The organism is Halococcus sediminicola, assembly GCF_000755245.1.
Lineage (GTDB): Archaea > Halobacteriota > Halobacteria > Halobacteriales > Halococcaceae > Halococcus > Halococcus sediminicola.
The window spans coordinates 359,089-384,404 of the sequence record NZ_BBMP01000022.1 but is presented as its reverse complement, the minus strand read 5'-3'; the positions used below and the strand labels follow the sequence as shown (position 1 = coordinate 384,404).

Below are 25,316 nucleotides of genomic sequence, written 5' to 3'. Positions count from 1 at the left end.
ACGCATGGTCGAGAGTGCATCACGGGGGCAGGTCGATGAGCATGGGTGGCGGCGGTGGCGGCCAGCTCGAACAGCTCTCACAGGAACTCGAAGTCCTCGAACAACAGAAGGAAGCGATGGAGGGTGAAATCGAGGGATTCCGCGACGAGCAGCGCGAAATCGACGAGGCGACCGAGGCGCTCGAAAACCTCGAAAGCGGCTCCACAGTCCAAGTACCGCTGGGCGGTGATGCCTACGTCCGCGCCGAGGTTCAGAATGTCGACGAAACAGTTGTCAGCCTCGGCGGTGGCTACGCGGCCGAGCGCGACGAGGCGGGCGCAATCGAGACCCTCGAACGCAAGCACGACGCGCTCGACGACCGCGTCGAGGAAGTCCGCGAGGAGATCACCGAGATCGAAAGCGAGCGCGACCAGCTCGAACAGCAGGCCCAGCAGCTCCAACAGCAGCAGATGCAGCAGCTTCAGGGCCAGATGGGCGGACTGGGACAGGAGCCGGAATCGGACGACGAGTAGGCGATGTTCGACGGACTCAAAGACCGGCTCAGCGACTTCCGGCGCGACGCCGAGGAGGAGATCGACGAGGCGACCGCCGAGGTCGAAGAGAACGAGCCAGCGGACGAACCCGAACCGGCGGTCGAGGCTGATCCCTCCACTGAACCCGAGGAAACAGTCCCGACAGCGACCGAACCCGACGCGGACTCCGGCCCTGCATTGACCGACCCCGACGCGGCGACCGACGACTCCCCTTCGACGGCCGAATCGGATGCGGAAGCCGACGCTGCGCCGGTAGCATCCGATATGTCCGACACCGAAACGACGGAGACCGAGACTGCGGTCGAACCGGAAGCGGCCGAACCGGCTGGAGAGGAGACCGTTGCGGACGAGTCGGACGAACGCGCGGCAGGCGACGCGGAAGCGGATTCCAAGGACGAGGAAGCCACCCGCACGCGATTGCGGCGGCCATCGCCGGCGGAGGAGACCGAGGACGGCGGCGAGGAGGACGGCGAAAAACTCGGGTTCGGGACGCGGGCGAAGCTGTTCGCCACCGGCCAATCGCTCATTGAGGCCGCCGAACTGGAAGGGCCGCTGTTCGAGTTGGAGATGGCGCTGCTCGAAAGCGACGTCGAGATGAGTGTAACTGAAGCAATCCTCGACCGCCTGCGCGAGGAACTCACCGGTGCGACGCGTGCGCAGGTCAAGGGCACGGGTCTGGTCGTCGAGGAAGCGCTCGCCGAGGCGCTCCGGGAGGTCATCTCGGTGGGACAGTTCGATTTCGAAGAGCGCGTGGCGGAGGCCGAAAAGCCCGTGACCATCGTCTTCACCGGGGTGAACGGCGTCGGCAAGACCACGACCATCGCCAAGCTCGCGCGCTACTTCGAGGAGCGCGGGCTTTCGACGGTGCTCGCAAACGGCGACACCTATCGGGCCGGTGCGAACCAGCAGTTGGGCGAGCACGCCGAAAATCTGGACAAGGAATACATCGCCCACGAGCAGGGCTCGGACCCCGCGGCCGTGCTCTACGACGCCGTCGAGTACGCCGAGGCTCACGACATCGACGTGGTGCTCGGCGACACGGCGGGGCGACTCCACACCTCGAACGATCTGATGGCCCAGTTGGAGAAGATCGACCGAGTTGTCGACCCCGACATGACGCTGTTCGTCGACGAGGCGGTCGCCGGCCAGGACGCGACCAATCGCGCCCGTGAGTTCGACGACGCCGCGACCATCGACGGCGCGATTTTGGCCAAGGCCGACGCCGATTCCCAAGGTGGGGCGGCTATCTCCATCGCCCACGTCACCGGCAAACCCATTCTGTTTTTGGGCACTGGACAGGGCTACGACGATATCGAGCGGTTCGACCCCGACGCGCTCGTCGACCGGTTGCTCGGTGCGGACGAGGAGTAGGAAATCTTTTCGAGTTGTGCGGCGCACGGGAGCAGTAGGTGCGACTCGTGCGAGGGATGACGGGGCGAGTGAAACGAACGAGCGAATCGGTTGGGAGGGTGTGACCGTCGCGGCACGGTAGCTGAGGGGTTAGCTATCGAACCGCGAGCGAACCGTCGGCGAGCGAGCGGACCTTTTTAGTCCAGGTTTTTCAAGGAGTGATCGGTAAGCGGAGCGAACCGACCCGACGCAAAAAAAGTGGGACGGACAAGCCTTTACCAGCTACACGGCATAGCGTCGGCAAATGGTACTCGACGACCTCGGGAGTTCCCTCCGCGGAACGCTCGACCGATTGCAGGGCAAGACGCGCCTCGACGAGGAGGACGTCGAGGAGGTAGTCCGGGAGATCCAGCGCTCGCTGATCCAGGCCGACGTCGAAATCTCACTCGTGATGGACCTCTCGGACAGCATCGAGCGGCGCGCGCTCGAAGAGGAACCCCCGGGCGGCACGACGGCGCGCGATTTCGTCCTCCGCATCGTCTACGAGGAGATGGTCGAGTTGGTGGGCGATTCGACCGACCTGCCCTTGGAGTCCCAGACCATCCTGCTGGCGGGGCTACAGGGATCCGGGAAGACGACCACGGCGGCGAAGATGGCGTGGTGGTTCTCGAAGAAGGGCCTCCGGCCGGCCATCATCCAGACCGACACGTTCCGTCCGGGTGCGTACGACCAGTCCAAGGAGATGGCCGAGCGCGCCGAAGTCACCTTCTACGGCGATCCCGACAGCGAGGACCCGGTCGAGATCGCCCGCGAGGGATTCGCCGCCACCGAGGAGGCCGACGTTCACATCGTCGATACGGCCGGTCGCCACGCGCTCGAAGAGGGCCTCATCGACGAGATTGAAGCTATCGACGATACTGTAGACCCCGACCGGAGCCTGCTCGTGATGGACGCGGCCATCGGGCAAGGGGCCAAAGACCAGGCCAAGCGCTTCGAGGAGGCCATCGGCGTCGACGGCGTCGTGATAACGAAACTCGACGGGACGGCCAAGGGTGGCGGTGCGCTGACTGCCGTGAACGAAACCGACTCGTCGATCGCCTTTCTGGGGACCGGCGAGACGGTCCAGGACGTCGAGCGCTTCGAGCCGAACGGCTTCATCTCCCGACTGTTGGGGATGGGCGATCTCAAACAACTCGCCGAACGGGTCGAGCGCGCGATGGAAACCGGCGACGAGGAAGACGACTGGGACCCCGAGGACATCATGTCCGGGCAGTTCACCCTCAACGACATGCGCCACCAGATGAACGCGATGAACAAGATGGGGCCGCTCGACCAAGTGCTCGACATGATTCCCGGACTGGGTGGCGGTCTCAAGGACCAACTACCCGACGACGCGATGGACGTCACGCAGGACCGAATGCGAAGCTTCGACGTCATCATGGACTCGATGACCGAGAAGGAACTCGAAAATCCCCGCTCGGTGGGGGCCAATCAGGTTCGCCGCGTCGCGCGCGGCTCCGGCCAGCCCGAAGAGCGCGTCCAGGAACTCTTAGAACAGCATCGGATGATGGAGCGCACCCTCAAGCAGTTCCAGGGGATGGGCGACGCGGACATGCAGCGGATGATGAAGCGCATGGAGCAAGGCGACGGCGGCGGTGGCGGGATGGGCGGCATGGGTGGAATGGGCGGCGGTGGCGGCCCGTTCGGATAACGCCAACCGGACGGACTTTTATCGCTGGCGGTGGTTCGGTCGGCAATGACCGTCGCCGAGGTCGCACGCGAGGCCTACCGCGAGGCGCTGCCGGCGCTGTCTGCGAGCCTCGTCGCCGGGCTTCTCGCTGGGGTGGTCCTCGGCGGGATGCGGAGCGAACTCCGGGCGGTGTCGGGACTGCTGGTGCTCGTACCCGCACTGCTCGCCACCCGCGGGAACGTCTATAGCTCGCTCGGCGCACGCATCGCCACCGCACTCCATCAGGGACTCATCGAACCGCGGGTCCGCGGTGGCGACAGTCGCCTGCGCGCGGCGGTTACGGCCGCAATCGCAAACGGGCTGCTCGCCAGTGCGTTCGCTGCATTGGCGGCGTATTTCGTCCTCTGGGTGTCGTCGGCCGCGCCCGCGCCGGCGGTCACGCTCGTCGCCATCTCGGTGCTCGCGGGGTTGTTTTCGGGCGTCACGCTTGTGACGGTCGTCGTCGTCGCGGTGTTTGCGGGCTATCGCCGCGGTTACGACCCCGATACGCTCGTCGGCCCGCTCGTGACGACGACGGGCGACGTTTTCGGACTCGTCTATCTGCTGGTGGCCGTCCGCATCGTGCTCGGACTCGGCTTCGGCGGGGGTGGGTGAGTGCCGACCGAGTGGACCGTTCGAGCGATAACTCGGGCCACGCTCCCCGTGCTGCTCGCGCTCACGCTGGTCGAACTCGGCAGCGGTCTCGTTCTCGGTTCGTTCCAGACGACGCTCTTTCGATACCCGTCGCTGCTCGTGCTCGTGCCGGTGACCATCGGCACGGCGGGCAACCTCGGCAGCGTGCTCGCCGCACGGCTCTCGACGGCCTTTCATCTGGGACGGCTCGATTTCTCCCCGTCCGACGACATGCTCGCCGGCAACGCCGTCGCCACCGTTGCCCTCTCGCTGACCGTCTTTCCGGTGGTGGGGGCCGGCGCGTGGGCGCTGTCGGCGCTGCTCGGCGGGACACGACTCGCGCTGGCGACCGTCCTGCTGGTTGCGACCACCAGCGGCGCGATTCTCGCCGTGCTCGCCGTGCTCGTTACCGTGATCGCGACCTACGCCGCCTACCGCTTCGGTCTCGATCCCGACGACGTGGTGATTCCCGTCGTGACGAACGTCTCGGATGTATTGGGTGTGCTCGTGCTCTTCGCCGTCGTGCGGGTCGTGGTCTGAGCGCTCGAACCGTCGGGATTTAGAACGACGGGCGTGCTCGTGGGTGTATGGCCCGACTCGCGTGGCTGCTCGTCGGTTGCCTCGTGCTCGCCGGCTGCACGGCCGCCGACCCGGCAACCACCGCAACGGTCGGCGAGTCGGTCGAAAACACTCCGATCAACGACTCTCCTGTTACCGCCGATGCGGGACTCTCCGCGCCGACCCCGGCGCGTTCGGGTGTTCGAGTGACCGTCACGCGCGTCGTCGACGGCGACACGCTCGAAATCAAGTATCGAAACGGCTCGACCGATACGGTTCGACTGCTCGGCGTCGACACGCCCGAAGTCCACGTCGCCGAGAACCCGAGCGAGTACGAGGGCGTTCCGGATACGGACGTCGGCGAGACCTGCCTCGGCGAGGCGGGCGATGCAGCGAGCGCGTTCGTGAGCCGAACGGTCGGCGGCGAGACGGTGCGACTCGCGGGCGATGGCCGTGGCCGCTACGACCGCCTGCTGGCGTTCGTCGTCCACGACGGCTCGAACCTCAACTTCCGACTCGTGAAGGAGGGGTACGCACGGGTCTACGACAGCCAGTTTCGGGATCAGGAACGGTTCTATCGAGCCGAAGCACGCGCCCAGCGAACACATACCGGTCTCTGGGAGTGTGCGGGCGACTCGCAACGAACTGCGACGACCGGTTCCGACGGCGGACCACTCGCGGTCGCCACAATCGCTGCCGACGCGCCGGGCAACGACAACGCGAACCTCGACGAGGAGACGGTGACGTTCGAGAACCGTGGAACGAACGTGCTCGCCCTCTCGGACTGGACGGTCCGCGACGAGGCAGGCCACACCTACTCGTTTCCGGACGGGAGCGCCCTCGCACCCGGCGAGCGCCTCACGCTGCACACGGGCCGCGGAACCGACACGAAAACCGACCGCTACTGGGGGCTGACGAGCGCGGTCTGGAACAACGACGGCGACACCGTCATCGTCGAGGATGCCACCGGAGCGGTCGTCGCGCGGCGCTCGTACGGCTGAGCGCAGCACTCAACCGGCTGGATGTCCTAAGAGCGGTGTGGTATCGCGTCTCGAACTCCCGCCACGGCTGGTCGACTTGTCGATACTCGTCACTGTGAGTTTCGCGGTCGCCACCGGCCTGCTGAGCCTCGTCTCGGGGCGGCCCGGCGACGCGGTCGTGTTCGTCCTCCACGGGATGGGTGGGCTGGCGCTCGTTCTCCTCCTCGTCTGGAAACTCCGGCGCGTACGCCCGCGGGTGACCAACCGGGCGGCGTGGACCCGCGAAACGCCGTTGTCCATCCTGCTGACGATCCTCGCGCTCGCGGCGCTCGCTACCGGTCTCGTCTGGACGTCGGGCGCGACGCCGATGCTCGGCCCGTGGCTGCTCCTGTTCGTCCACATGGCCCTCGGCGTGCTCGTGGTTCCCGTGCTCCTCGTCCATCTCCGTGGCCGCGTTCGCCTCCCCTCCACGAGTGATTTCGAGGGCCGGCGCACGGCCATCGCGTCGCTCGCGGTCGTCGGCTTCGGCGCGCTCGCGTGGCGCGTCCAGCGCGGGGCCAATCGACTGTTCGGCCTCGCCACCAACCAGCGATTCACCGGCTCCGAAGAGCAGGGCACGGGCGCGGGCAACGCCTTCCCGGTGACGAGTTGGGTCGCCGACGACCCGGACCCCATCGACCCCGATGACTGGGAACTTCGGGTCGGCGGCGCGGTCAAATGCGAACTGGCGCTCACCGCGGCGGACCTCGAACCCGATGGCGAGCACCGGACGACGCTCGACTGCACCAGTGGCTGGTACTCGACCCACGACTGGCGCGGCCTGCGGGTCGGCGACCTCCTCGACGCGGTCGAACCCTCCGCTGATGCCCAGTGGGTCTCCTTCCGCTCGGTGACGGGCTATCGCTGGAGTCTCCCCATCGAGGAAGCTCGCGACGCACTGCTGGCGACCCACACCGATGGCGAACGCCTTTCACATGGGCACGGCTTCCCGCTCAGACTGGTCGCGCCCGGCCGGCGCGGCTTCCAGTGGGTGAAGTGGGTCGAGGGAATCGAGGTCAGCCAGCACCGTGACACGAGCGAGTGGCTGGCGATCTTCGTGAGCGGTTTCGACGAGCGGGCTACTGACGGTCGCTGATGGGCCGTCCGTCCTCGGTCGGCGGCGCGACGTGATTGACGTACTCCTCGACGCTCGGCTCGTGGACCCGTACTCGAAGGTGGATGTCCCCGAGTTCGTCCGGCTCGCCGACCGCGAAGTTGACGACACCCTCGAAGGCGGCCTGTTTCTTCAGCGCGACGCTCACCGTGTCGCCCCGACGACCGTCGAAGAACTCGCCGCGGGCGCTGTCGAGGATCTCCTGCTCGTGGAGCAGTTCGGAGAAGTGGTCGAGACTGTGGGTTTCGGCGCGCACCTCGCCGGGCGCGCGCTCGATATCCGCACCCGGAACGAGGTTCTCGACGGCGGTCACGACCCGCTCGGTGACCTCGGTGTCGTTGACCGGTGCGACGACCTCGACGTCGATACGGTACATCATCTCCCTTCCTCCGCGAGCAGCGTTCGGATACGGTCCTGAAACGCTTCGAGCGAGTCGGTGTTTGCGATCCGTCTGTCGGCGTGCTCGATGGCCACATCCATCCCGAAGCCCAGCTCGCGCTCGTCGCGGGCTTGGAGACTCTCGCCGCCGTCGGCGCTCGCGGCGTCCCGACCCCGCGCGTCGACGCGCTCGGCGCGGGTCTCGAAGGGGGCTTCGATGGCGACGAGCGAGAACCCTTCGCCGAAGCGCTCCTCGAAGCGCTCGACCTCGACGCCCGAACGGATGCCGTCGACGAGCACCGTCGAAGAGCTGTCGAGTTCGCGCTCGATGACCGGTAGCGACCGCTCGGCGATGGCTCCTTGGCCACTCTCCTCGCGGAGCGCCTGCGCCACGCGGCCGTGGTGTTCGGCGGGGTCGAGACCACGCTCGCGGCAAGCCTCCCTGATGACGTCGCCCATCGTCACGACCGGAATTCCCATCTCGCGGGCGACGGCGGCGGCCTCGCTCTTGCCGCTGCCGGGCAAGCCGACGATACCGATGACGCTCATTGCAGGATGAAGGATGGAATCGCTGTTAAACGCTCCGCACCGGACCCAATTGCTTTTGAACCACTCGCTCTCAGACACCCCAGAGGGCACGTAGCTCAGCCCGGATAGAGCGTCGGACTTCTAATCCGACGGCCGTGGGTTCGAATCCCACCGTGCCCGTGGTACCTTTTTACTTCTTCGGGTTCGCGCTTCGCGCGAACCACTCCTCGCAAAAAGCTACGCTAAAAACGTCCCGCTCACTCGCGCTCCGCGCTCGCTCCACTCGCGCGGATGCTGACGCTCCCGCACTGCCTCCGCAACCGCCGACCGCACAGCACCGCTGAAGCCCTCGGCGCACTCCCTTCGGTCGCGGCACTCACTCCGCTCACGGGTCGCTCCGCTCCCCGTTCGCTTGGCGGCGCAAGCGTAGCGAGCGCCGCCCACTGCTCGTGCCACGCCCCTCGCCCTTCATCCGCCAGGCACCCCACTGCTCCCACTACCGCCCGGCGGCCACCGCCCACGGCGCGGACGGACCACGCGCTTTTTGCTCGCGGGGGGTGAAAGAGGGGCGATGAGGGTCGGTATCGTCGCCCGGCGAGGCAACGAGCGGGCGGCCACGCTCGCCGCCGAGGTCCGCGAACACCTCCGCGAGTCGGATGCCGAGGTGTGGCTCGACGAGGCGACCGCCGACGTGCTCGCGGTCGATGGCTACCCCGTCGCAGAGATGGGCGACTGCACGCTCGTGCTCTCCATCGGCGGCGACGGCACCTTCTTGTTCACCGCCCGCGAGGTCGGCACGACGCCGATCATGGGGGTCAACCTCGGTGAGGTCGGCTTCCTCAACGCGACCTCGCCGGCCGACGCGCTCGCCGAACTCACGCGCGAACTCGACCACATCGAGCGCGCGGGCGAGCCACGGACCCGGACCGTACCCCGACTGCGCGTCGCTGGCGAGGACGTCTCGCTGCCGCTCGCGCTCAACGAAATCGTCGTGATGGGGCAGCGCGGTCCCGGTCCCGGTCGCGGCGCGGCGTTCACCGTCGAGATCGACGGCAGCGAGTATCTCGATAGCCATGCCGACGGCGTGCTCGTCGCCACACAAACCGGAAGCACGGCCTACAACTTGAGCGAGGGCGGCCCGCTGGTCCATCCCGACGTGCCGGCGCTCGTCGTCACGGACATGGCTGCGACCGATCCAATGCCACCGCTGGTCGTCGCCCGCGACAGCGAGATCGTCATCTCTGCCGCCGACGGCGACACGGTGGTCGTCGCCGACGGCCGCACCCGCGCCCCGCTCGACGCACCCGCGACGGTCACGGTGAGTGCCGCCGACGAACCGACCCGTATTGCTGGCCCGCCGCTGGAGTTCTTCAGCGCGCTCGACAAACTCGACTGACGCGCGTTACTGGGAGACTTTCGCAAGGTGTAACGGGGAGGAGCACCAACGAACAGCCGAATGAGCCAGCAGCTGCCGGACGTACAGGCCGCCAAGCCCGATGTCACTGTGGGACTCAACCACGTCGGCGTCACCGACGTCGAGAAACTCGTCAAACTCGGTCGGGAGGAAAAGCGCCCCATCGTCCTGATGGCGACCTTCGAGGTGTTCGTCGACCTACCCTCGTGGCGCAAGGGCGCGGACATGAGCCGGAACATGGAGGTCATCGACGAGACCCTAGAGGCGGCCGTCGCCGAACCGGCCTATCGCGTGGAGGACGTCTGTGGCGACGCCGCCGAGCGCCTGCTCGACAAACACGAGTACACGACCGAGGCGACGGTCGAGATGGAAGCCGAGTACGTCACGCGCGAACGGACGCCCGCGAGCGACAAGGAGACCCAAGGAACGGCGACCATCATCGCCAGCGCCTGCGCGACCGAGGAAGGAACGACCGAGGAGATCGGTACCAGAGTCACGGGCATGACGGTCTGTCCGTGCTCGCAGGGCATGTCGGCCTCGCGCGCCCGCGATACTCTTTCGGAGTTGGGCGTCGACGACGAGACCACCGAGCAGTTCTTGGAGGAGGTGCCACAGGCCGGCCACTCCCAGCGCGGGCACGCGACCCTCCGGATACGGAGCGACGGCGCGCCCGAAGTCGACTTTCACGACCTCCTCGACGTGGCACGCGATTCGATGAGCGCCCGTATTTACAACCTCGCCAAGCGCCCCGACGAGGACCACATGACCGAGGCCGCCCACGAAAACGCGAAGTTCGTCGAGGACTGCGTGCGCGACATGGCCGAGGGCGTCGTGGGCGAGTTCCCCGACCTCGCGGACGAGGCGGTGGTGACGATGAAACAGTCGAACGACGAATCGATCCACCAGCACAACGCCCACGCCGAGCGCGTTGCGACCGTCGGCCAACTCCGCTCCGAACTCGACGATACGGTTCCGGCCGACGACTAGCCCAGTTCGAGCGGTTCGGCCTGCTCCCAGCGCGGTTCGAACTCGCGGGTGATGTCGGCGGCGAACGACCGGTCTTTGATGTCGATCATCGCGAACAACTGCGTGCTGTCGAGCGGGTGTGGCACCTCGATACAAGTCTCGACACCGTCGATCATCGTGAACGTGCGCTCGACAGTCTCGCTCGTGCGCGTGCTGAACCGTTCGTGTGGCGAGAGCGCGTTCACGTAGCGCTCGCCGACCGTTTCGGGCAGTGCCGCGACGAGTTCGGGGCGCATCAGCAGTGAGACGTCGACGCCGCGCTCGATGGCCGCGTTCAGCCGCTCGGCGACGCGGTTGCCGACCGCGTCCGTGTCGAACTGTGCCGACAGCGCCGCCGCGACCATTACCACGCTGTCGTCGGCGGCCGCGATGCGCTCTTCAAGCAGGTCGATGGTCTCGGCGGGCCCGACCGCAGCCGTCCAGAACCGCTCGTCGGTCCGCTGGGTGGCGTCGAGTTCGCTCACGAGTTCCTCGACGACTTGTTCGTACTGGTCGGCTCTGGCGTCGAGTTCGCGCCGGCGATCCTCGAGCAGCCGCGAGAGGGCCGTCTCCGGCTCGACCGCGACATACTTCTTGGGCCGGGAGGCGTCCTGTGACCGTATCAGGCTGTGGGTCTCGATGCTCGCGAGCACGTCGTAGATGCGACCCATCGGCACGCCGCTGGCGCGGGACAGCTCCTTTGCGGTCGTTGGACCGGTGTCGAGCAGCGCCCGATAGACGCGTGCCTCGTACTCGGAGAGACCGAGGTCGCTGAGGTCCGCCATTGTCTCCCTGTCCCATCCCACCACAATAAACTCATCGGGAGTTCATCACGTGAGGCCACGGAACGATTCGATCACGCCCGTCAGGAAAGGGTTTTGCGTGCGCGACCAGTAGGTGAGCCATGCTGCTCCGGATACTCGGATTGCTCCTTTTGATCCCGCTGTTCGACATGGTGGTGCTCGTCGCGGTGGCGACGCAGACGCCGCTCGGTTGGGTCGGGGCGGTGGCGCTGGTCGTGCTCACGGCGCTCATCGGAATGTTACTCGTCCGCGCCGAGGGCCGCCACACGGCTCAGAAGATCCAGAGCCAGATCCAGCGTGGCTCGCTGCCGGGCGACGAACTGCTCGACGGCGGGTTGCTCATCGCCGCGGGCGCGTTCTTGCTCACGCCGGGGCTGGTGACCGACCTCGTCGGGTTGGTGCTGGTCGTGCCGGTGACGCGCTGGCCCGTCCGTAAGGCGATCAAGCGATGGCTCGTGATCCCGTACCTCGACCGGAAGATGGGCGGGATCGCCAGCGGCGTCGCCTACGGTGGCGGCTTCCCCGACGAGGAGGACACCTACGACGTCGATGCCGAGAGCTACGAGGTCCACGACCCGGACGGCGACCCGAGCCGGGAGTGAGAGCTCGAAAAGAAACGCTTACAAGCGGATGGGAGCAACGGCGAGTGTCGGGCCAATAGCTCAGTTAGGTTGAGCGCTCGGCTGATAACCGGGAGGTCCGCGGTTCAAATCCGCGTTGGCCCACGTTTCTGCGACGGTTTCACGAACAAAGCGAGTGAAACGTCGTGAGGAGCGAAGCGAAGTCATGGAAAACGGACGTGAGGAGCGAAACGTGAACGCAACCGGATTTGAGCCCTGCAAGTCGCAGCGCGTGAGCGAAGCGAACGCGACCGTCTTGCTCTGGTTCAAATCCGCGTCGGCCCATTTTTGGTGCGCATCGAGAACGTAGAGAGTCGGGCCGTCTTCGCGTGGTTTACATCCCGTTGACCGATTCGTCTACAACTGTTTTCGTGTCGACTGTCGTGTCGCTCGTCGCTGATTCGTCGAAAAAGACAGCAGGGGAAAGTTACAGGTGATGCCACGCAACGGAACCCCGCTGTCCGGGGAGCGCGCCGCGCTCCAACCAGTAGTTGGCGCTCTGAGAGCATAAGCTTTGTGTGGATTATCGAGTGATGCGGGCGGGTCGGACCGCGACGCCGTCAGGAGTGACGACAGCGGACCGCTGCGGCGGGCGCGAACTCCCGTCCGTGGTCCAGCCGCTCGTTTCGACGGGCCGTCGTCTCGGTTCCGTGATGTTCGGCCAGCGCCGGCTCCACTCGCAGCGAGCTGTCGTTCCACCGCCCGAACATCGCGTGCGGGACGAACTGCTCGCTCCCGTTCCGGCGGAGGGTCACGCCGACCGGGTCGGTGGCGACGACGACGGCGTAGCGCTCGTGACTGCGGGTCTCGTAGAGAACGTCCCCGACGGCGGGGGCGGTGCGGTCGGGCGTCAAGTCGGTGGCTGTCATGGTGGGGCTGTCGGCGGGCGGTGCGGGCATCCCCGCCGTCACGGGTGGACCGAGACACGACTGGGCCTTGAATCACGAGCACCGTTGCCCGCCGTTTCCCACCGTTTCGGCGCGAACCGACCGAAACCGAACCGTTCGCCCGGCGGCCTCGAACCGAGAAATTGAGGCGCTTCGAGACCCTTCCGTAGGCATGAACCGTTCACGACGTCGCAGCCGTCGGGTGGGTCGCCCGTGACCATCGACGAGCGCCTGCTGTTCGGTCTCGTGGTCGCCACCGGTGTCGTCGTTCCCGGTATGGCCGACTACGCGCTCTCGTCGCTCGGCTTCGACACCATCGGAATGCTCGTCTGGGGCGTCGGCTATCTGGCGATGGCGCTGTTCGTCTGGTATCGTTGGATCCGACCCATCGACCTCGGCGCGCGCAGCGACGGGTCGTAACCTTGAAATCGGCGACCGACCCATCCCCTGACGAGGATGTTCACGCTACCGCTGCAGGTGCTCGACAAATTCCTGCTCCAGTACAACTTCGGGCAGGTGCTGTTGGTCGTGTTCGTGCTGGCGACGCTCGCCGCGCTCACCCAGCGGTCCGGAAAGGTGCTCGCTCTCCAGACGATGACGTTCGGCCTGCTGTTCGCGGTCGTCCCGAGCATTGACGGTCCCGGCCACTACCTCTATCTCGGGCTCGGTCTCCTGCTGGTCGCACCGCTGCTGTTCACGACCGCCGACCGCTGACCGTCTCGACCACCGTCCACGCGAAAGCGATGCTACCGGATCGTGTACGCACCGCTCGGGAACCGTCGTCTCTCCCCTACTTTTTTCGACTGCGACCGAAAAACAACCGGTGAACCGTTTCGCAGTCTGCTATCCGTCTCGAATCGTGTGGCTAGCTATCTCTCTTCGTCGGTCGCGTTCTGCGGCAGATCGACGCGGAGCGTGTGCGTGCCCGATTCGAACGTTCGGGTTTCGCCGTCGACGTACTCCTGGAGGTGCTCGGTCGCGGGCGACCACACCGGGCCGGGTTTCGTGTAGCTCACCAGCGAGAGCGTCACCGACTCGCCCTCGGCGACGGTGAACGTCGTGCTCGCCGTGCCGTTTTCGACGGTGATGTTCCGACTCTCGATGCGCTCGGCGAGCGCCGCGTCGGTGGTGAACTCGCCCACGGAGCGCCGCGTGATCGGCTCCTCGCTGCTGCCGTGGGCGAACCGGACCAACTGGTCGTTCGTGTAGGTACCGTTCGGCCCGCGCAACTGCTCGATCGGCTCGCCGCGCACGAGGTCGATCTGGTAGTAGGTCGCCCCGTCGCTGCCGAGGAAGCCGAGCGCGTCGCGTTCGGCGGTCGTGAGGCTGCCGTCTGCGAGCGCCTCGCTCAGCGCCACGAACTGTTGATCCGAGAGATCGCCGTCCGCGATGGTATCGGCGATTGCGCCGCGTTGCTCGTCGCTCAGTCCGTCGCCGGCGAGCGCGTCGGTGATGGCCGTCGTCCGGTCGTCGGTGAGACCGCTCGCCGAGAGCGCTGCGCTCACTCCCTCGACCTGCCCGTCCGAGAGACTGCTTCCGGCCAGCGATTCGGCGACCGCGCGTTCGTCGAGCGATCCATCCGTTGCATCGTCATCCGCTGCACCGTCGCTCGTTTCCGCGCCGCCGCTGCCGCCCTCGCTGGTCGTCTCCGTTCCGCTCTCGTCCGTTTTCGCCTCGGTCTCCGCTGCGGTCGTCTCACCGGCCGTGTCGGTCGGCTCCGTCGTGGCCGTCCGTGCGCTCGTATCGGTCCCCGTTGGGGTCTCGGTTTCAGTTGCGGTCTCCGTTTCGGCAGTCGTCGACTCCGCCGTGCTTGTCGGCGTCGTCGTATCGGTCGGCGTCGCCGTTGGACCCGCGGTCTCGGTGCCGGTCGGCTGCTCGGTGTCGGTCGGCGTGGTCGTTTCGGTCGCCGTCTCCGTCGCGGTCGCCGTTTCGGTTGTCGTACTCGTGGTGGCTGTATCGGTCGTCGCGGTCGTTTCTGTGCTGGTCGGTGTATCGGTCGCCGTTGGCGTGGCCGTTTCGGTCGCGGTACGCGTCTCGGTTGCCGTGGCCGTCCCGGTCGGCGTGTCGGTTCCCGCACCGGCGACCGTCAGCGTTCCGGGTGTAGTCCCGGGGTTGGCGGCATTGCCGTCGTCGTCATCGAGGTTGACCTCCTCGACAACGACTTGCGTCGTTCCCGCGCTCTCACCGGTCAGCTCGACGGTTCCCAGTTGGACGTCCGTCGCGCCCGGCTGGACGTTCTCGTCGTTGTCGACACCCGCGAGCATCACCGTCGTACCGTCGTCGCTGACCGATACCCTGTCGAGACCGAACTCGCTGGCGACCGACGCGCTCGTGATGGTTCCCACGCTTGGGTCGGCCAGCCGCACCACGAGGTCGTAGCCCGACACCCCCTCCGGGGCGGTCGAGAGCGTCAGGTCGACGCTCGCGCTCGCCCCCGGCGACGTGCTCGTACTCCCGGCGGCGATGGTCGCCGGTTCCTGTGTCTGTGCCACGCTCTGGCCGACCAAGGGACCGCTGACGGCCACGCCCGCGACCGCCAGCGACGCCACGACGAGACCAATCATCACTACTGTTGCCGCTCGATTCCAGCCGCCGAACCGTCTGTCTTCGCTCATTTGGTATCTGCTGTCGTCGCCCATCGATTCACTCGGCCATGTTGTCGAGCGTCACGATGTCGTCGTAGTCGATGCGACCGTTGCCGTTGAAATCGAACGCTGCGGCGTTGTTCGTCACCGCTGGGTCATCGAGATTGTCGAACAGCGCCTCCGCGTCGGCCTTCGTCAGTTCGCCGTCGCCGTCGACGTCCTCGTATTTCCCGTCGCCATCGAGGTCCTGTGGAGGATTCTCGAAGTCACCGATCGGCTCGGGCGCGGCGGTGTACTCGCCGCGTTCGATGATGGTTCCACTGGAACCGACGGCGACGTCCGGGTACGATCCCGTGGTGTCGAACGTGACGCCCTGCAGGGTGTTGCTCACGGGCGTTTCGTCGGGCTGCCAGCCCGTTCCGGTGCGCTCGAAGACCGTGCCACCCCCGCCGGCCGCGAGGCCCTTCTCTCCCTCGCGGGTGATGGCGTTGAGCGCGTTCCCGCCGGCGTAGAGTTTCGTCCAGACCGCTCCATTATAGTGGAAGATGGAGCCGTCGCCGGCCGCGACGTCGATCTCCTCGGGACTCACGGCAGCGACGTCGTACAGCCCGACGCTTCCACCCTGGATACCGATCTCTGCCCAGCTATCCCCACCGTCGGTCGTCTCGTAGACCTTCGCGTTCGTATCGCAGACGTAGCCCGTACTCCGGTCGATGAAGTCGATGCCCTTCGCGCTGGAGCCGCCGCCGGGTTTGATGATGTCGCCCCAGTTCATCCCGCCCGATGCAGTCTTGGTTCCGGAGAAGAACTCGCCGGAGCCGTTGATCAAGAAGACCGTCTCGCTGCCGGCGCTGCCGACCACCGCGATGTCCTCCCACGTGCTCGTCTCCCCTTCGGGCTTCGAGTAGTCGGTTTTCGTCCCGCTCTTGACGTCGTACTCGCCGATGACGCCGCTGCCGCCGGCGAACCAGACGTGCTTGCCGTCGTCGGTCACGGCCGCGCCGGTGAGGGTGTTGCCCTGGCCCGTGGGCCCCTTCTCGACGACGGTCGTCCAGCCCGTCGAACCCCGCGCGAGGACGCGCCCGCCACCGCCGACGGCGTACGGTCCCTGACTCGATTGGACGGTATCATTGAGCGTCTTGCCCGTCGACGAACTCGCCTCGGTCCACTCGGCCGGGTCGGGCCGTGGCTCTTTCTCGGCTGGTGGGTCGGCGGTGTACTCGCCGCGTTCGATGATGGTTCCACCGGAGCCGACGGCGACGTCCGGGTAGCCTCCGGCGGTGTCGAGCGCCGCTCCCCGGAGCTTCTTGCTCGTTGGCGTCTCGGCCTTGGTCCACGTGCCGGGGCTGGCCCGGTCGTAGACGCGCCCGCCCGATCCAACGGCCAGTCCCGCACTCCCGTCGCGGTCGATGCCGTAGATGGTGCTCTGCCCGGCCTCCATCGGCGTCCACGTCGATCCGTCGTAGCGATATATGGTGCCGCTGCCGCCGACCACGTTGACGTCCGATTCGCTCACGCTCGCCACGCCGTACAGCCCGACGCTGCCGCCGTCGATGCCGATCTCCCGATAGCTCCCTCCCGAATCAGTCGTCTCGTAGACCTTCGTGCTCGTGTTCGAGACGTGCCCGACCGAGGCGCTGGCGAAGTCGATGCCCTTCATGCTCGACCCGTCGGCGCTCTCTCCTGCCGGCGGTTTCTGCACCTCGCCCCAGTCCATTCCCCCTGAATCGGTCTTGGTTCCGTTCAAGACCTCGCCGGAGCCGTTGACGAGGTGGACGGTCTCGGCTCCCGCTTTTCCTGTGACGGCGACGTCCTCCCACGTGCTCGTCTTCCCCATCGGCGCGGAGTAGTCGGTGAGCTGCTCTTCGACCACGTCGTACTGGGCGACGACGCCCGACCCGCCGGCGAACCACACGGTCTTCCCGTCGTCGGTGACGCCGGCTCCCCGCAGCGTGTTCGATTCGACCGTGGGTCCCTTCTGGACGACGACCTCCCAGCCGTCGGCCCGGCGCGCGAGCACTTTCCCGCCGCTACCGACGGCGTACGGCCCTTCGCTTGACTGCACCACGTCATGGAGCGTCTTGTCCGTCGGCGAGTCGGCGATGGTCCACGCCGACGCCTGCGCGCCGGCGGACCCCGAGACCGCCGCTCCGACGCCGGCTGCGAGGGCCGTCGCGCCGGTGAGTTGCAGGAATCGTCGCCGATTCCGATTGATATCAGTCATGTCTTATCCATGACTCAAGGCTGTGTGGGTTATATTTGTTGCTTGCAGAACCGACGAGAACTATTCTCGCACACCCGCTTTCGATCCGCCGTCGTACCTGCGGTGCTCGATCACCGTGATCACCCCGTACAGCGCCGTGAAGCCTCACGTCTCACCGCTTTTTCGGCTCGGATTCGCTCCGCGAACCACTCCACGAAATCCGGACGAAAAGCAACAGCCACCAAACGGGGCGAACGACCGATTCAGTTCCCGAGCAACTCTTCGTACTGTGCGCCGGTCTGTTTCAGCGTTTCCGTCGAGTAGAGCCGTTCGTGGGCGTAAGGGAGGTGTTCGCCGGCGAGGTCGTCGATCTTCTCGTCGACCGTGTCGGCGTCGCGGCCGTGAATCATCGTGAACAGGTTGTACGGCCACCCCTGCTCGGGTCTGCGCGGGCGGTGATAGCAGAGCGTCACGTAGGACAGCGCGCCGACCTCGGTCCCGCGGCTATCGAGATCGTCGTCGGGCACGTCCCAGACGACCATGCAGTTGGCGTCGAAGCCCGTAACGACGTGGTTGACGACGCAGCCGATGCGCTTGATACAGCCCGTCTCGCGCAACCGGTGGATGGCGTCGAGCACCGCGTCGGTCGAAGCATCGAGTTCTGCGGCGATGTCGCAGTAGGGCGTCGCCGTCAGCGGGAACCCACCTTGGATGGCCAGCAGGAGTCGCGCGTCGAGTGCCGAGAGGTCACCCGTCGCGGACTCGCTGATGGCGGTCGCGCGCACGTCCTCGCCCCCGCCGCTCGACTCGCGGGCGAAGCGGTCGGCGTTCACGACCGGGAACTCGAGGTTGATGTAGAAATCAGTCAGCATCGGAAGGTTCAAGACCGGACATCCAGTCCGCTCCTCGATGTCGGCGAGGATCGCGTCGCGCGTCTCGCGCGAACCGGCGGTGACGACGAACCACATGTTCCAGTCGTGGTCGCGCCGGTAGTTGTGGTTCACTTGGCGGTGGTCGTTGACGATCTCGGCGATCTCCGCAAAGCGCTCCTCGGGGGCCTGCACCGCCGCGAGCGTCGAGGAGCCGATGACGGGCGGGTTGAGCACCGCGCCGAACCGGCGGAAGATGCCTCGTTCGCGGAGCGCCACGACGCGGGCGAGCGCCTCGTCCTCGTCGATGCCGAGCGCCGCGCCGACCGCGCGGAACGGCCGCTCCTCGACCGGAAACCCGCTCTGGTAGTCGTCTATCAGGCGGCCGTCGACCGCATCGAGGTCGGCCCGCCAGTCCTCGGCCAGCGAACTCATTGGCCAGCCTTCGGTGTGCGCGAACTACGGTCTGTCGGTTCCGTCGCCGTTATGCCCGCTGCGCGCGCTCGATCGGTATGAACGATTCCGAGGCGATGGATGGTCAGGTCGCGCTCGTCACCGGCGCGACGGGTGGCATCGGGCGCGAAGTGGCTCGCCGACTCGGCGCTCGTGGAGCGCACGTCGTCGTGACCGGGCGCTCGCGCGAGCGCGGGGAGGAAACCGTCGCCGAAATCGAGCGGGCCGGCGGCAGTGCGCAACTCTTCCGTGCGGATTTCGCGTCGATGGCGACCGTACGCGCGCTCGCCGACGAGTTCCGGAACCGGTACGACCGCCTCGACGTACTCGTGAACAACGCCGCCTGCTCGCAGGACGCCCGTCGGCTCACGACCGACGGCCACGAACTGACCCTCGCGGTCAACCACCTCGCGCCGTACCTGCTCACCCACGACCTGCTCGGTCTCCTCGCCGACACTCCCGGCGCCCGCATCGTGAACACCTCCTCGACCGTGCACCGCCGCGGCGAGGTCGACTTCGCGGACCTGCGGCTCGAAGCGGACTACGAGGCGTTCGCGGCCTACGCGCGCTCGAAACTGGCGAACCTGCTCTTCACCACCGAACTCGCCGCGCGAGTCGACCTCCCCGTCAACGCCGTCCATCCGGGGTTCGTGCCCGGCAGCGGCCTCTACCGACACGCCGCGCTGCCCGTCCGGACGTTCATGGCCCTCGCCGCACGCCTTCCCATCGCCGGCACCACGGTTCCGGCGGCCGCCGCCCCGCTCGTCGATCTCGCCGTCGACCCCGACACCACCCACACGTACTTCGAGGGCCGCGATCCGGCCGACCCCGACCCGCGTGTCGGCGACGACCGACTGCGCGAACAGCTCTGGAACGTGAGCGCCGCGCTCGTCGACGTCGGCCCCGATTGGCCGTAACTCACGACTCTCCCCTCGAACAGCCCTGCGACTGACCGCGGCGGTGGTGCGGGTCGTACTCCGGCGGTGACTCAGAAATCCGCGAGTGCCGACTGATCGGCGGCTTCGAGGATGTCCCGACTCGTCTGCCACGACACGCGCGCGAACGGCGGAAGGTCGCCGTGTTCGCGGACGTACTCCCGGAGGAATGCGCGGGTGGTCCCGTCGCTCGGGTAGCCGCTGCCCACCGGCCCGTGCTCGGCAGCGAATCCGGCGACGTGTTCGTCGCGGGCGACCTTCGCCACGATGCTCGCCGCGCCGACGATCTCGTGTGTCTCGTCGGCTCCGTGTTCGGCCACGATTTCGACTTCGGAGGCGGTTTCCGACGCGACTCGCCGGCCGAATCGCCCCGCGTCGGTGTCGCAGGCGTCCACGACGCCCGCACAGTCGGGGGCCACGCGGTCGATGGCGTCGGCCATCGCCGTGACCGTGAGCGCGTTCAGGCTCCCGTCGTCGATCGCCTCGGACGTGACTTCGACGATGGCGACCGACACGCGCTCGTCGGCGCGCAGTTCGGCGGCCAGCGCCTCGCGGCGAGTCGACGTGAGTCGCTTCGAATCGTCGATACCCGCGGGGAGAGTAGTTGGATCGGCGCTGACGCATGCGACGAACAGCGACCCCAGCACGGGGCCGCGACCCGCCTCGTCGACGCCGAACCGTTTCGTGGCCGTCTCGCCATCGGGAGTCGAGCGGTCCTCGGTCACGCTCGCTGGAGCAGTTCGATGCGGTTGTCAAACGGGTCACGGAAGGAAAACCGCTCGCGGCCGGGGATCTTCGGCTCCTCGACCGTCTCGATGTCGTGGGCTTCGAGGTGGGCGCGTGCCGCGGCGACGTCCGTGACCTCGAAGGCGGGATGTCGCCGCGAGCGCTCTCTCGATGGCTCGACGGCGAGGTGAATCTCGACGTCGTCGGCGCGAAACCAGGCGGTGTCACCCTCGCCGAACGAGTCGGGTTGGTCGCGTTCTGTGAGACCGAGCACGTCGCCGTAGAACTCGCGGGCCGCGTCCATCGCGTTCGATGGAATCGTCACCTGCACGTGGTCGATCCGTCGCCAGTCGATCATGCCCACGGGACAGCGAGGAGCGCCATAACTCCCGTGGTCGGGCGAGCGCGGCGCGAGGGAACTCGAAGCGGGCTATTCGTCCGCTTCGCTTTCGACGAGATAGTCCGGGTGGTCGAACCGCTCGTCCTCGCCCGCGACGGCGAGCACATCGAGGGCCGTCACCTCGCAGTCGACGCCCACCAAGCCCGCGAGACTCGGCTCCGTCCGCCCTTCGTCGCCGCTCATCAGCTCCTTGACGTAGAGACCGCCGGCACCGCGGAGTTCGACGGTAGCGTGGCGCGCGTCGTCGAGTTCGCCTTCGATCTCGTAGACGTCGCGCTCGCGGGTGCGACTCGCCCGCCGGTGGTCCACCCGCTGTGGGGTGTGCTGTTCGATGCGCGCGCCGTCGAGGGCGTCGAGTGCCTCGTCGAACACTTCCTCCTCGACCGGTGTGGCGAACTCCACGCTCATCGAGTAGGTCTTGTGCGCGTCGAGTTCCTTCACGCGCTCGACCATCTCGTGGGTGGCGCGCCGCAACCCCTCGATTTCAACTGTTCCCTCGGCGAACTCGTTGACGTCGGCTTCGAGTTTCGTGGTGTCGACCGCCCGTTGTTGGGGGTGTTTGACTTCGATCACAAAGGGGCGGCCGGTACCCATCATTCTGGCGTCGACGTCCTCGCGCCCTGCGCCGTGAAACACTGCTTCGGCACCGTCCATCGCCTCCTTCACGACCGGCGCGGTCAGTTCCTCGACGCTCTCGGCGTAGAGGTAGCCGCTGCCGCCGCAGTAGTCACAGGACTCCTCGCCGCCGTCCGCAGCCAATTGTTTGCCGCTGCCGCCACACTCTCGGCAGGGCCACTCTGTCTGTGGAATCCCGCGGTCGAGTTTTCGATACCGACCGTAGACGAACGCCGGGTTCACCTGCACGTCGACGTCGCCGCGGTCGAGGTTGACGAGCGCGAGCACGTCCGGGCGCTCGAAGTCGACTTCCGTCCCCGTGCGCTCGCCGACGCGCTTGCCGACCTCGCGGTTCAGTTCCGATTTGAACGACTCGCCGGCGTCGGTGGGCAAGCCGCTGTCCTCGCGGAGCAGGCGGTCGTTCTCCTCGATCAGCGGCGGGACGCGCGTGCCGACCTGATAGGTCTCGAACTCGACGCCCTCGAGCGCGTCGACCGCGCGCTCGGCCCATGCGTCGAAGCGGTTGCACTCGCCCTCACAGACCCAGCACTCGTCGGATTCCTCGAACGGTTCGTCCGCGTCGAGCGCGACCGTGGTTCGGAGCGCACGGCCGCGCGCGTCGTTCGTGAGACCGAAGCTCCGGTCGGCGAAGACGCGCCCGAGGCAGCAATCACAGACGGGGCCGCTGTCGATGACGGCCCGCGCGTCGTCGAGGATGGACATGAACTCGAAACGTGCGCTGGACACTCACGTGTTGTGATTCGCGGGTCCTAAACCACCGTGCATAGCCGTGAGAACTGTTATGCTGGAACGGGACCGGTTGACGGGCACGACAGTCAGCCACACCATGCAAGAGGAATACACCGACGACGGTCGAGTGAGTGAGGAAATCGTCGAGAAGCATCGCAACACGGCAGAAAGCGCGATTTCCGAGGACGAATACGGCCACCTCATCGACGGCGAGTGGGTCGAATCGGAGAGTACCGAAACGATGACCGCGACCGACGCCACCACGGGCGAAGCGCTTGCCGACTTCCAGCGCGGTACACCCGCGGACGTCGACCGGGCGGTGGCGAGCGCGCGTGAGGCCTTCGAGGGCACGTGGAGTCAGAAATCGCCGCGTCAGCGCTCGGATCTTTTGTTGGAGGTGGCCGACGAACTGGAGGACGAAAAGCTCCGCATCGCCCGCATCGACAGTCTGGAGATGGGCAAGGCCAACCAGCACTCGGCGTTCGTGGACGCGACCATCATGGTTGAGCAGTTCCGGTTCTTTGCGAGTCTCGCGCGCACCGAATCGGAGGGCCGACTCCCGCCGATGGGATCGGACAAACTCGCCTACACCAAACAGGAGCCACACGGGGTGGTGGGCCAGATCAGCGCGTGGAACTTCCCCGCGATGTTCGTCGGCTGGAAGATGGCCCCCGCGCTCGCCGCCGGCAACACTGTGGTGTTCAAACCCTCCTCGCGCGCGGCGCTCTCGACGCTCGAAATCGCCAAAATCGTCGACGGGGTACTGCCCTCAGGCACCGTGAACGTCGTGACGGGTGCCGGCAGCGAGGTCGGTGACGCCATCACTTCCCACCACGACATCGACAAACTCTCGCTCACCGGTTCGACGCGGGCCGGCGAACACGTCATGAAAAACGCCGCCGAGACCATCACGCCCGTGTCGCTCGAACTCGGTGGGAAGAGTCCGAACATCGTCTATCCCGACGCCGATCTGGAGAAAGCGGTCGAGGGAGCGGTCATCAGCATCTGGTTCAATCAGGGCGAGCAGTGTACCGCGGGCTCGAGAATGTTCCTCCACGAGGACGTTTACGAGGAGTTCATGGAACTGTTCGAGGAGCGCACCGCCGGTCTCACCGTGGGCGACCCGCTCGAAGGCCGGACCGACATGGGACCGCTCGTGGACGCCGACCACCGCGAGGAGGTGCTCTCGTACGTCGAGACCGCGAAGGCCGAGGGCGCGACGGTCAGGTACGGCGGTGGCGCACCCGACGACGCCGATCTGGAGGGCGCGCCCTTCGTCGAGCCGACCATCATCGAGGATGTCACAAACGACCACACCGTGGCCTGCGAGGAGGTCTTCGGGCCAGTGCTGTCGGTGCTTCGCTGGGAGGACGAAGACGAGATGCTCGCACGGGCGAACGAGACCCAGTACGGGCTGGCATCGGGGGTCTGGACCGAGAACCTCGAAACCGCCCACGGGGTCGCCGAGGAACTCGACGCCGGCACGGTGTGGGTGAACACCTACAACGACCTCTTCGAACCCGTTCCCCACGGTGGCTACAAGCGGTCGGGGCTCGGGCGCGAACTCTCGGAGGAAACCTACGAGGAGTACACCCAGACGAAGTCGGTAATGCTGAACTTCGGCGGGCTGCCGCGGATGGGCTGAGTCACGAGAGGACGGTCGTGGCCAGCCGCCGGCAGAGCGCCACGCTGTCGTAGTTCGAAAAACGTTCGAGCGCGAGCGTGAGCGCGGCGTAGACGGCGACGCCGACGAGCACTAACAGAACGAACTCGACGACGCCCGTGGCGACGCCCGCGCGGTGGACGCCGACGACGGCCAGCCCCATCGGGGCGCTGGCGAGGGCCGGGTAGGCGACGAGGCGAAGGAGTCGCGCATACGAGCCGTCGACCGCTCGCGTCGCCAGATACGTCGCGACCGGCTCGGAGAACACGAGCGAGTTGCCAACGATGACCAGTCCCGTGCCGACCGCGCCGTAGCGCGCCGTCGCGGGGTAGATGAATGCCGCGATAATCAGTAACTTTCCGAACTGGATCTTGGTGGGGACGTCGGGTTTGCCGATGGCCTGAAAGAGCGGGCCGGTGGTCGCACCCAGCGAGCGCAGCAGCCCCCACGCGGCGAGCAGCTGGATCATGGGGACCATCGCGTCCCACTGCTCGGTGAGGAACGTATCGACGAACGTCGGCGCGACGGCGGCGATGCCGACCGCGATCGGGAAGGAGACGAACGTCGTGAGCTGAACGGTCTTGAAGAAGCCATCCCTGAGTTGGCGGTCGTCACTCTGCATCTTCGCATACGTCGGAAAGACCACGCTGGAGATGGTCTGAGTGACCTCGGTCGCGGGCGCGTTCGAGACGCGGTAGGCCAGTTGATAGAGACCGACGACGGCGGTCCCGAGATACCAGCCGACGAAGGCGTCGTCGCCCTCCATGATGAGAAAGAGGACGACGCCGGAAGCGAAGATCCACTTGCCGTAGCCGAACAGTTCGCGCGCGTGGTCGACGTCGAAGCGGGGTCGCGGCCGGTAGTCGACGATGAGATAGGAGACCACGAGTCGAGCGAAATCGCTGGCGACCAGTCCGAAGACGAGCGCCCACACGGACCTGGTGACGAGCGCGACGGCCAGCGCGACCGCGACGTACAGAACGGTGCCCGCGATGGTGTAGACGAACTGCTTGTCGAAGCGGAGGTCCTTCTTGAGATAGAGCAGTCCGGGATTTTGGAGACCGGACAGCAGCGGCGAGAGCGCGAGCACGCGCAGGACGGGCGTGAGTTGGGACTCGTCGAAGAAGCCGGCCAGCACCGGCGCGCTGGCGAACAGTACCGCCGCGACAACCAGCCCGCGCGCGTTCTGCATCATCCACGCCGTGTCGAGATAGGCATCCACATCGCTCTCCTCGCGCTGGATGAGCGCGGCGTCGATGCCCAACCGGGAGAGCTGGGTCAGCGCACTCATCACCACCAGTGCGAGCGCCATCACCCCATAGGAGCCGGGACCGATGAGGCGCGCGACCAACAGCACCATCGCGAGCTGGAGCACGCGGTCGACGACGTTCGTGAGCGCGACCCAGACGCCGCTGGTGACCGCGCGTTCGGTGAGGTCCCCGCCCGGCGCGAGCAGACGCCGGACGGCGGCGACGACGCTGCCGATGGACACGGCGGCGATTCCGGGGCGGTCCTCAAAGCGTCGTCGGAGTCGTTTCGTGCCAGC

General features: G+C 66.8%; 25 protein-coding genes and 2 tRNA genes. 16 read left to right on the top strand and 11 right to left on the bottom strand.

Going from position 1 to position 25,316, the window contains the following annotated elements; all coding sequences use genetic code 11:
• Positions 1-35 precede the first annotated feature (35 nt).
• From pfdA to ACP97_RS11075, 7 genes are all read left to right on the top strand, one after another.
• Complete coding sequence (gene pfdA, locus ACP97_RS11105; RefSeq protein WP_049997878.1) at positions 36-512, top strand: prefoldin subunit alpha; 477 nt, start codon at positions 36-38, stop codon at positions 510-512.
• A gap of 3 nt (positions 513-515) precedes the next feature.
• A complete protein-coding gene (gene ftsY / locus ACP97_RS11100; RefSeq protein ID WP_049997877.1) occupies positions 516-1,904 on the top strand; it encodes a signal recognition particle-docking protein FtsY in 1,389 nt (462 codons plus the stop codon).
• 283 nt (positions 1,905-2,187) lie between these two features.
• Entirely contained in the window at positions 2,188-3,594 is a 1,407-nt protein-coding gene (locus ACP97_RS11095; protein ID WP_049997876.1) for a signal recognition particle protein Srp54, read from the top strand.
• 45 nt (positions 3,595-3,639) lie between these two features.
• On the top strand, positions 3,640-4,227 hold the full coding sequence (locus ACP97_RS11090; RefSeq protein WP_049997875.1) for a magnesium transporter: 588 nt from the start codon (positions 3,640-3,642) through the stop codon (positions 4,225-4,227).
• Complete coding sequence (locus tag ACP97_RS11085) at positions 4,228-4,785, top strand: magnesium transporter (RefSeq protein ID WP_049997874.1); 558 nt, start codon at positions 4,228-4,230, stop codon at positions 4,783-4,785.
• Positions 4,786-4,832: 47 nt separating this feature from the next.
• A complete protein-coding gene (locus ACP97_RS11080) occupies positions 4,833-5,804 on the top strand; it encodes a lamin tail domain-containing protein (RefSeq protein ID WP_049997873.1) in 972 nt (323 codons plus the stop codon).
• A 37-nt stretch (positions 5,805-5,841) separates the two neighbouring features.
• A complete protein-coding gene (locus ACP97_RS11075; RefSeq protein WP_049997872.1) occupies positions 5,842-6,918 on the top strand; it encodes a molybdopterin-dependent oxidoreductase in 1,077 nt (358 codons plus the stop codon).
• On the opposite strand, the gene ACP97_RS11070 is transcribed toward ACP97_RS11075, so the two are convergent.
• A complete protein-coding gene (locus ACP97_RS11070) occupies positions 6,902-7,315 on the bottom strand; it encodes an RNA-binding domain-containing protein (protein ID WP_049997871.1) in 414 nt (137 codons plus the stop codon). The genes ACP97_RS11075 and ACP97_RS11070 overlap by 17 nt on opposite strands.
• Positions 7,312-7,863 carry an AAA family ATPase gene (locus tag ACP97_RS11065; protein ID WP_049997870.1) on the bottom strand — a complete coding sequence of 184 codons (552 nt, stop codon included), beginning with the start codon at positions 7,861-7,863 and terminating at the stop codon, positions 7,312-7,314. The genes ACP97_RS11070 and ACP97_RS11065 overlap by 4 nt, the downstream gene beginning before the upstream one ends.
• A gap of 84 nt (positions 7,864-7,947) precedes the next feature.
• Between ACP97_RS11065 and ACP97_RS11060 the strand changes: the two genes are divergently transcribed.
• From ACP97_RS11060 to mptA, 3 genes are all read left to right on the top strand, one after another.
• Positions 7,948-8,022 (top strand) — tRNA-Arg (locus ACP97_RS11060).
• A gap of 391 nt (positions 8,023-8,413) precedes the next feature.
• Positions 8,414-9,238, top strand: coding sequence for an NAD(+)/NADH kinase (locus tag ACP97_RS11055; protein WP_049997869.1), 825 nt, complete (start codon positions 8,414-8,416; stop codon positions 9,236-9,238).
• 60 nt (positions 9,239-9,298) lie between these two features.
• Positions 9,299-10,243, top strand: coding sequence for a GTP cyclohydrolase MptA (gene mptA / locus ACP97_RS11050; RefSeq protein ID WP_049997868.1), 945 nt, complete (start codon positions 9,299-9,301; stop codon positions 10,241-10,243).
• Here mptA and ACP97_RS11045 read toward each other — a convergent pair.
• Positions 10,240-11,046 (bottom strand): TrmB family transcriptional regulator, encoded by an 807-nt coding sequence (locus ACP97_RS11045; protein WP_049997867.1) that lies wholly within the window; start codon positions 11,044-11,046, stop codon positions 10,240-10,242. The genes mptA and ACP97_RS11045 overlap by 4 nt on opposite strands.
• A gap of 119 nt (positions 11,047-11,165) precedes the next feature.
• On the opposite strand from ACP97_RS11045, the gene ACP97_RS11040 reads away from it, so the two are divergent.
• Positions 11,166-11,666 carry an FxsA family protein gene (locus ACP97_RS11040; protein WP_049997866.1) on the top strand — a complete coding sequence of 167 codons (501 nt, stop codon included), beginning with the start codon at positions 11,166-11,168 and terminating at the stop codon, positions 11,664-11,666.
• Between the two features lie 49 nt (positions 11,667-11,715).
• Positions 11,716-11,789: transfer RNA gene (locus ACP97_RS11035), tRNA-Ile, on the top strand.
• A 455-nt stretch (positions 11,790-12,244) separates the two neighbouring features.
• On the opposite strand, the gene ACP97_RS11030 is transcribed toward ACP97_RS11035, so the two are convergent.
• On the bottom strand, positions 12,245-12,553 hold the full coding sequence (locus ACP97_RS11030; protein ID WP_154019999.1) for a hypothetical protein: 309 nt from the start codon (positions 12,551-12,553) through the stop codon (positions 12,245-12,247).
• 231 nt (positions 12,554-12,784) lie between these two features.
• On the opposite strand from ACP97_RS11030, the gene ACP97_RS11025 reads away from it, so the two are divergent.
• Both ACP97_RS11025 and ACP97_RS11020 read left to right on the top strand, forming a co-directional pair.
• Positions 12,785-12,991: a hypothetical protein gene (locus ACP97_RS11025; protein ID WP_049997864.1), complete on the top strand. Its 207-nt coding sequence runs from the start codon at positions 12,785-12,787 to the stop codon at positions 12,989-12,991.
• A gap of 36 nt (positions 12,992-13,027) precedes the next feature.
• Positions 13,028-13,285: a hypothetical protein gene (locus tag ACP97_RS11020; protein ID WP_049997863.1), complete on the top strand. Its 258-nt coding sequence runs from the start codon at positions 13,028-13,030 to the stop codon at positions 13,283-13,285.
• 155 nt (positions 13,286-13,440) lie between these two features.
• Here the strand turns inward: ACP97_RS11020 and ACP97_RS11015 are convergent, their stop codons facing one another.
• The 3 genes from ACP97_RS11015 to ahbB form a co-directional block, all read right to left on the bottom strand.
• Positions 13,441-15,210 (bottom strand): hypothetical protein, encoded by a 1,770-nt coding sequence (locus tag ACP97_RS11015; protein WP_154019998.1) that lies wholly within the window; start codon positions 15,208-15,210, stop codon positions 13,441-13,443.
• Between the two features lie 4 nt (positions 15,211-15,214).
• On the bottom strand, positions 15,215-17,380 hold the full coding sequence (locus ACP97_RS20435) for a hypothetical protein (RefSeq protein WP_049997861.1): 2,166 nt from the start codon (positions 17,378-17,380) through the stop codon (positions 15,215-15,217).
• A 242-nt stretch (positions 17,381-17,622) separates the two neighbouring features.
• The gene (gene ahbB / locus ACP97_RS11005; protein WP_049997860.1) at positions 17,623-18,663 is read right to left on the bottom strand and encodes a siroheme decarboxylase subunit beta; all 1,041 of its coding nucleotides are present in this window, start codon (positions 18,661-18,663) and stop codon (positions 17,623-17,625) included.
• Between the two features lie 77 nt (positions 18,664-18,740).
• On the opposite strand from ahbB, the gene ACP97_RS11000 reads away from it, so the two are divergent.
• Positions 18,741-19,598, top strand: a complete 858-nt coding sequence (locus ACP97_RS11000; protein WP_049997859.1) for an SDR family NAD(P)-dependent oxidoreductase — start codon at positions 18,741-18,743, stop codon at positions 19,596-19,598.
• Positions 19,599-19,669: 71 nt separating this feature from the next.
• Here ACP97_RS11000 and rnhB read toward each other — a convergent pair whose 3' ends face one another.
• The 3 genes from rnhB to ACP97_RS10985 form a co-directional block, all read right to left on the bottom strand.
• The gene (gene rnhB, locus ACP97_RS10995) at positions 19,670-20,341 is read right to left on the bottom strand and encodes a ribonuclease HII (RefSeq protein WP_049997858.1); all 672 of its coding nucleotides are present in this window, start codon (positions 20,339-20,341) and stop codon (positions 19,670-19,672) included.
• A complete protein-coding gene (locus ACP97_RS10990) occupies positions 20,338-20,700 on the bottom strand; it encodes a VOC family protein (protein ID WP_049997857.1) in 363 nt (120 codons plus the stop codon). The genes rnhB and ACP97_RS10990 overlap by 4 nt, the downstream gene beginning before the upstream one ends.
• A gap of 72 nt (positions 20,701-20,772) precedes the next feature.
• A complete protein-coding gene (locus ACP97_RS10985) occupies positions 20,773-22,080 on the bottom strand; it encodes a tRNA pseudouridine(54/55) synthase Pus10 (RefSeq protein WP_049998488.1) in 1,308 nt (435 codons plus the stop codon).
• Between the two features lie 79 nt (positions 22,081-22,159).
• Here ACP97_RS10985 and ACP97_RS10980 point away from each other — a divergent pair, with 79 nt between their 5' ends.
• On the top strand, positions 22,160-23,752 hold the full coding sequence (locus ACP97_RS10980; RefSeq protein WP_237561151.1) for an aldehyde dehydrogenase family protein: 1,593 nt from the start codon (positions 22,160-22,162) through the stop codon (positions 23,750-23,752).
• 1 nt (position 23,753) lies between these two features.
• On the opposite strand, the gene ACP97_RS10975 is transcribed toward ACP97_RS10980, so the two are convergent.
• Entirely contained in the window at positions 23,754-25,262 is a 1,509-nt protein-coding gene (locus ACP97_RS10975) for a lipopolysaccharide biosynthesis protein (protein ID WP_049997855.1), read from the bottom strand.
• Positions 25,263-25,316: the final 54 nt, after the last annotated feature.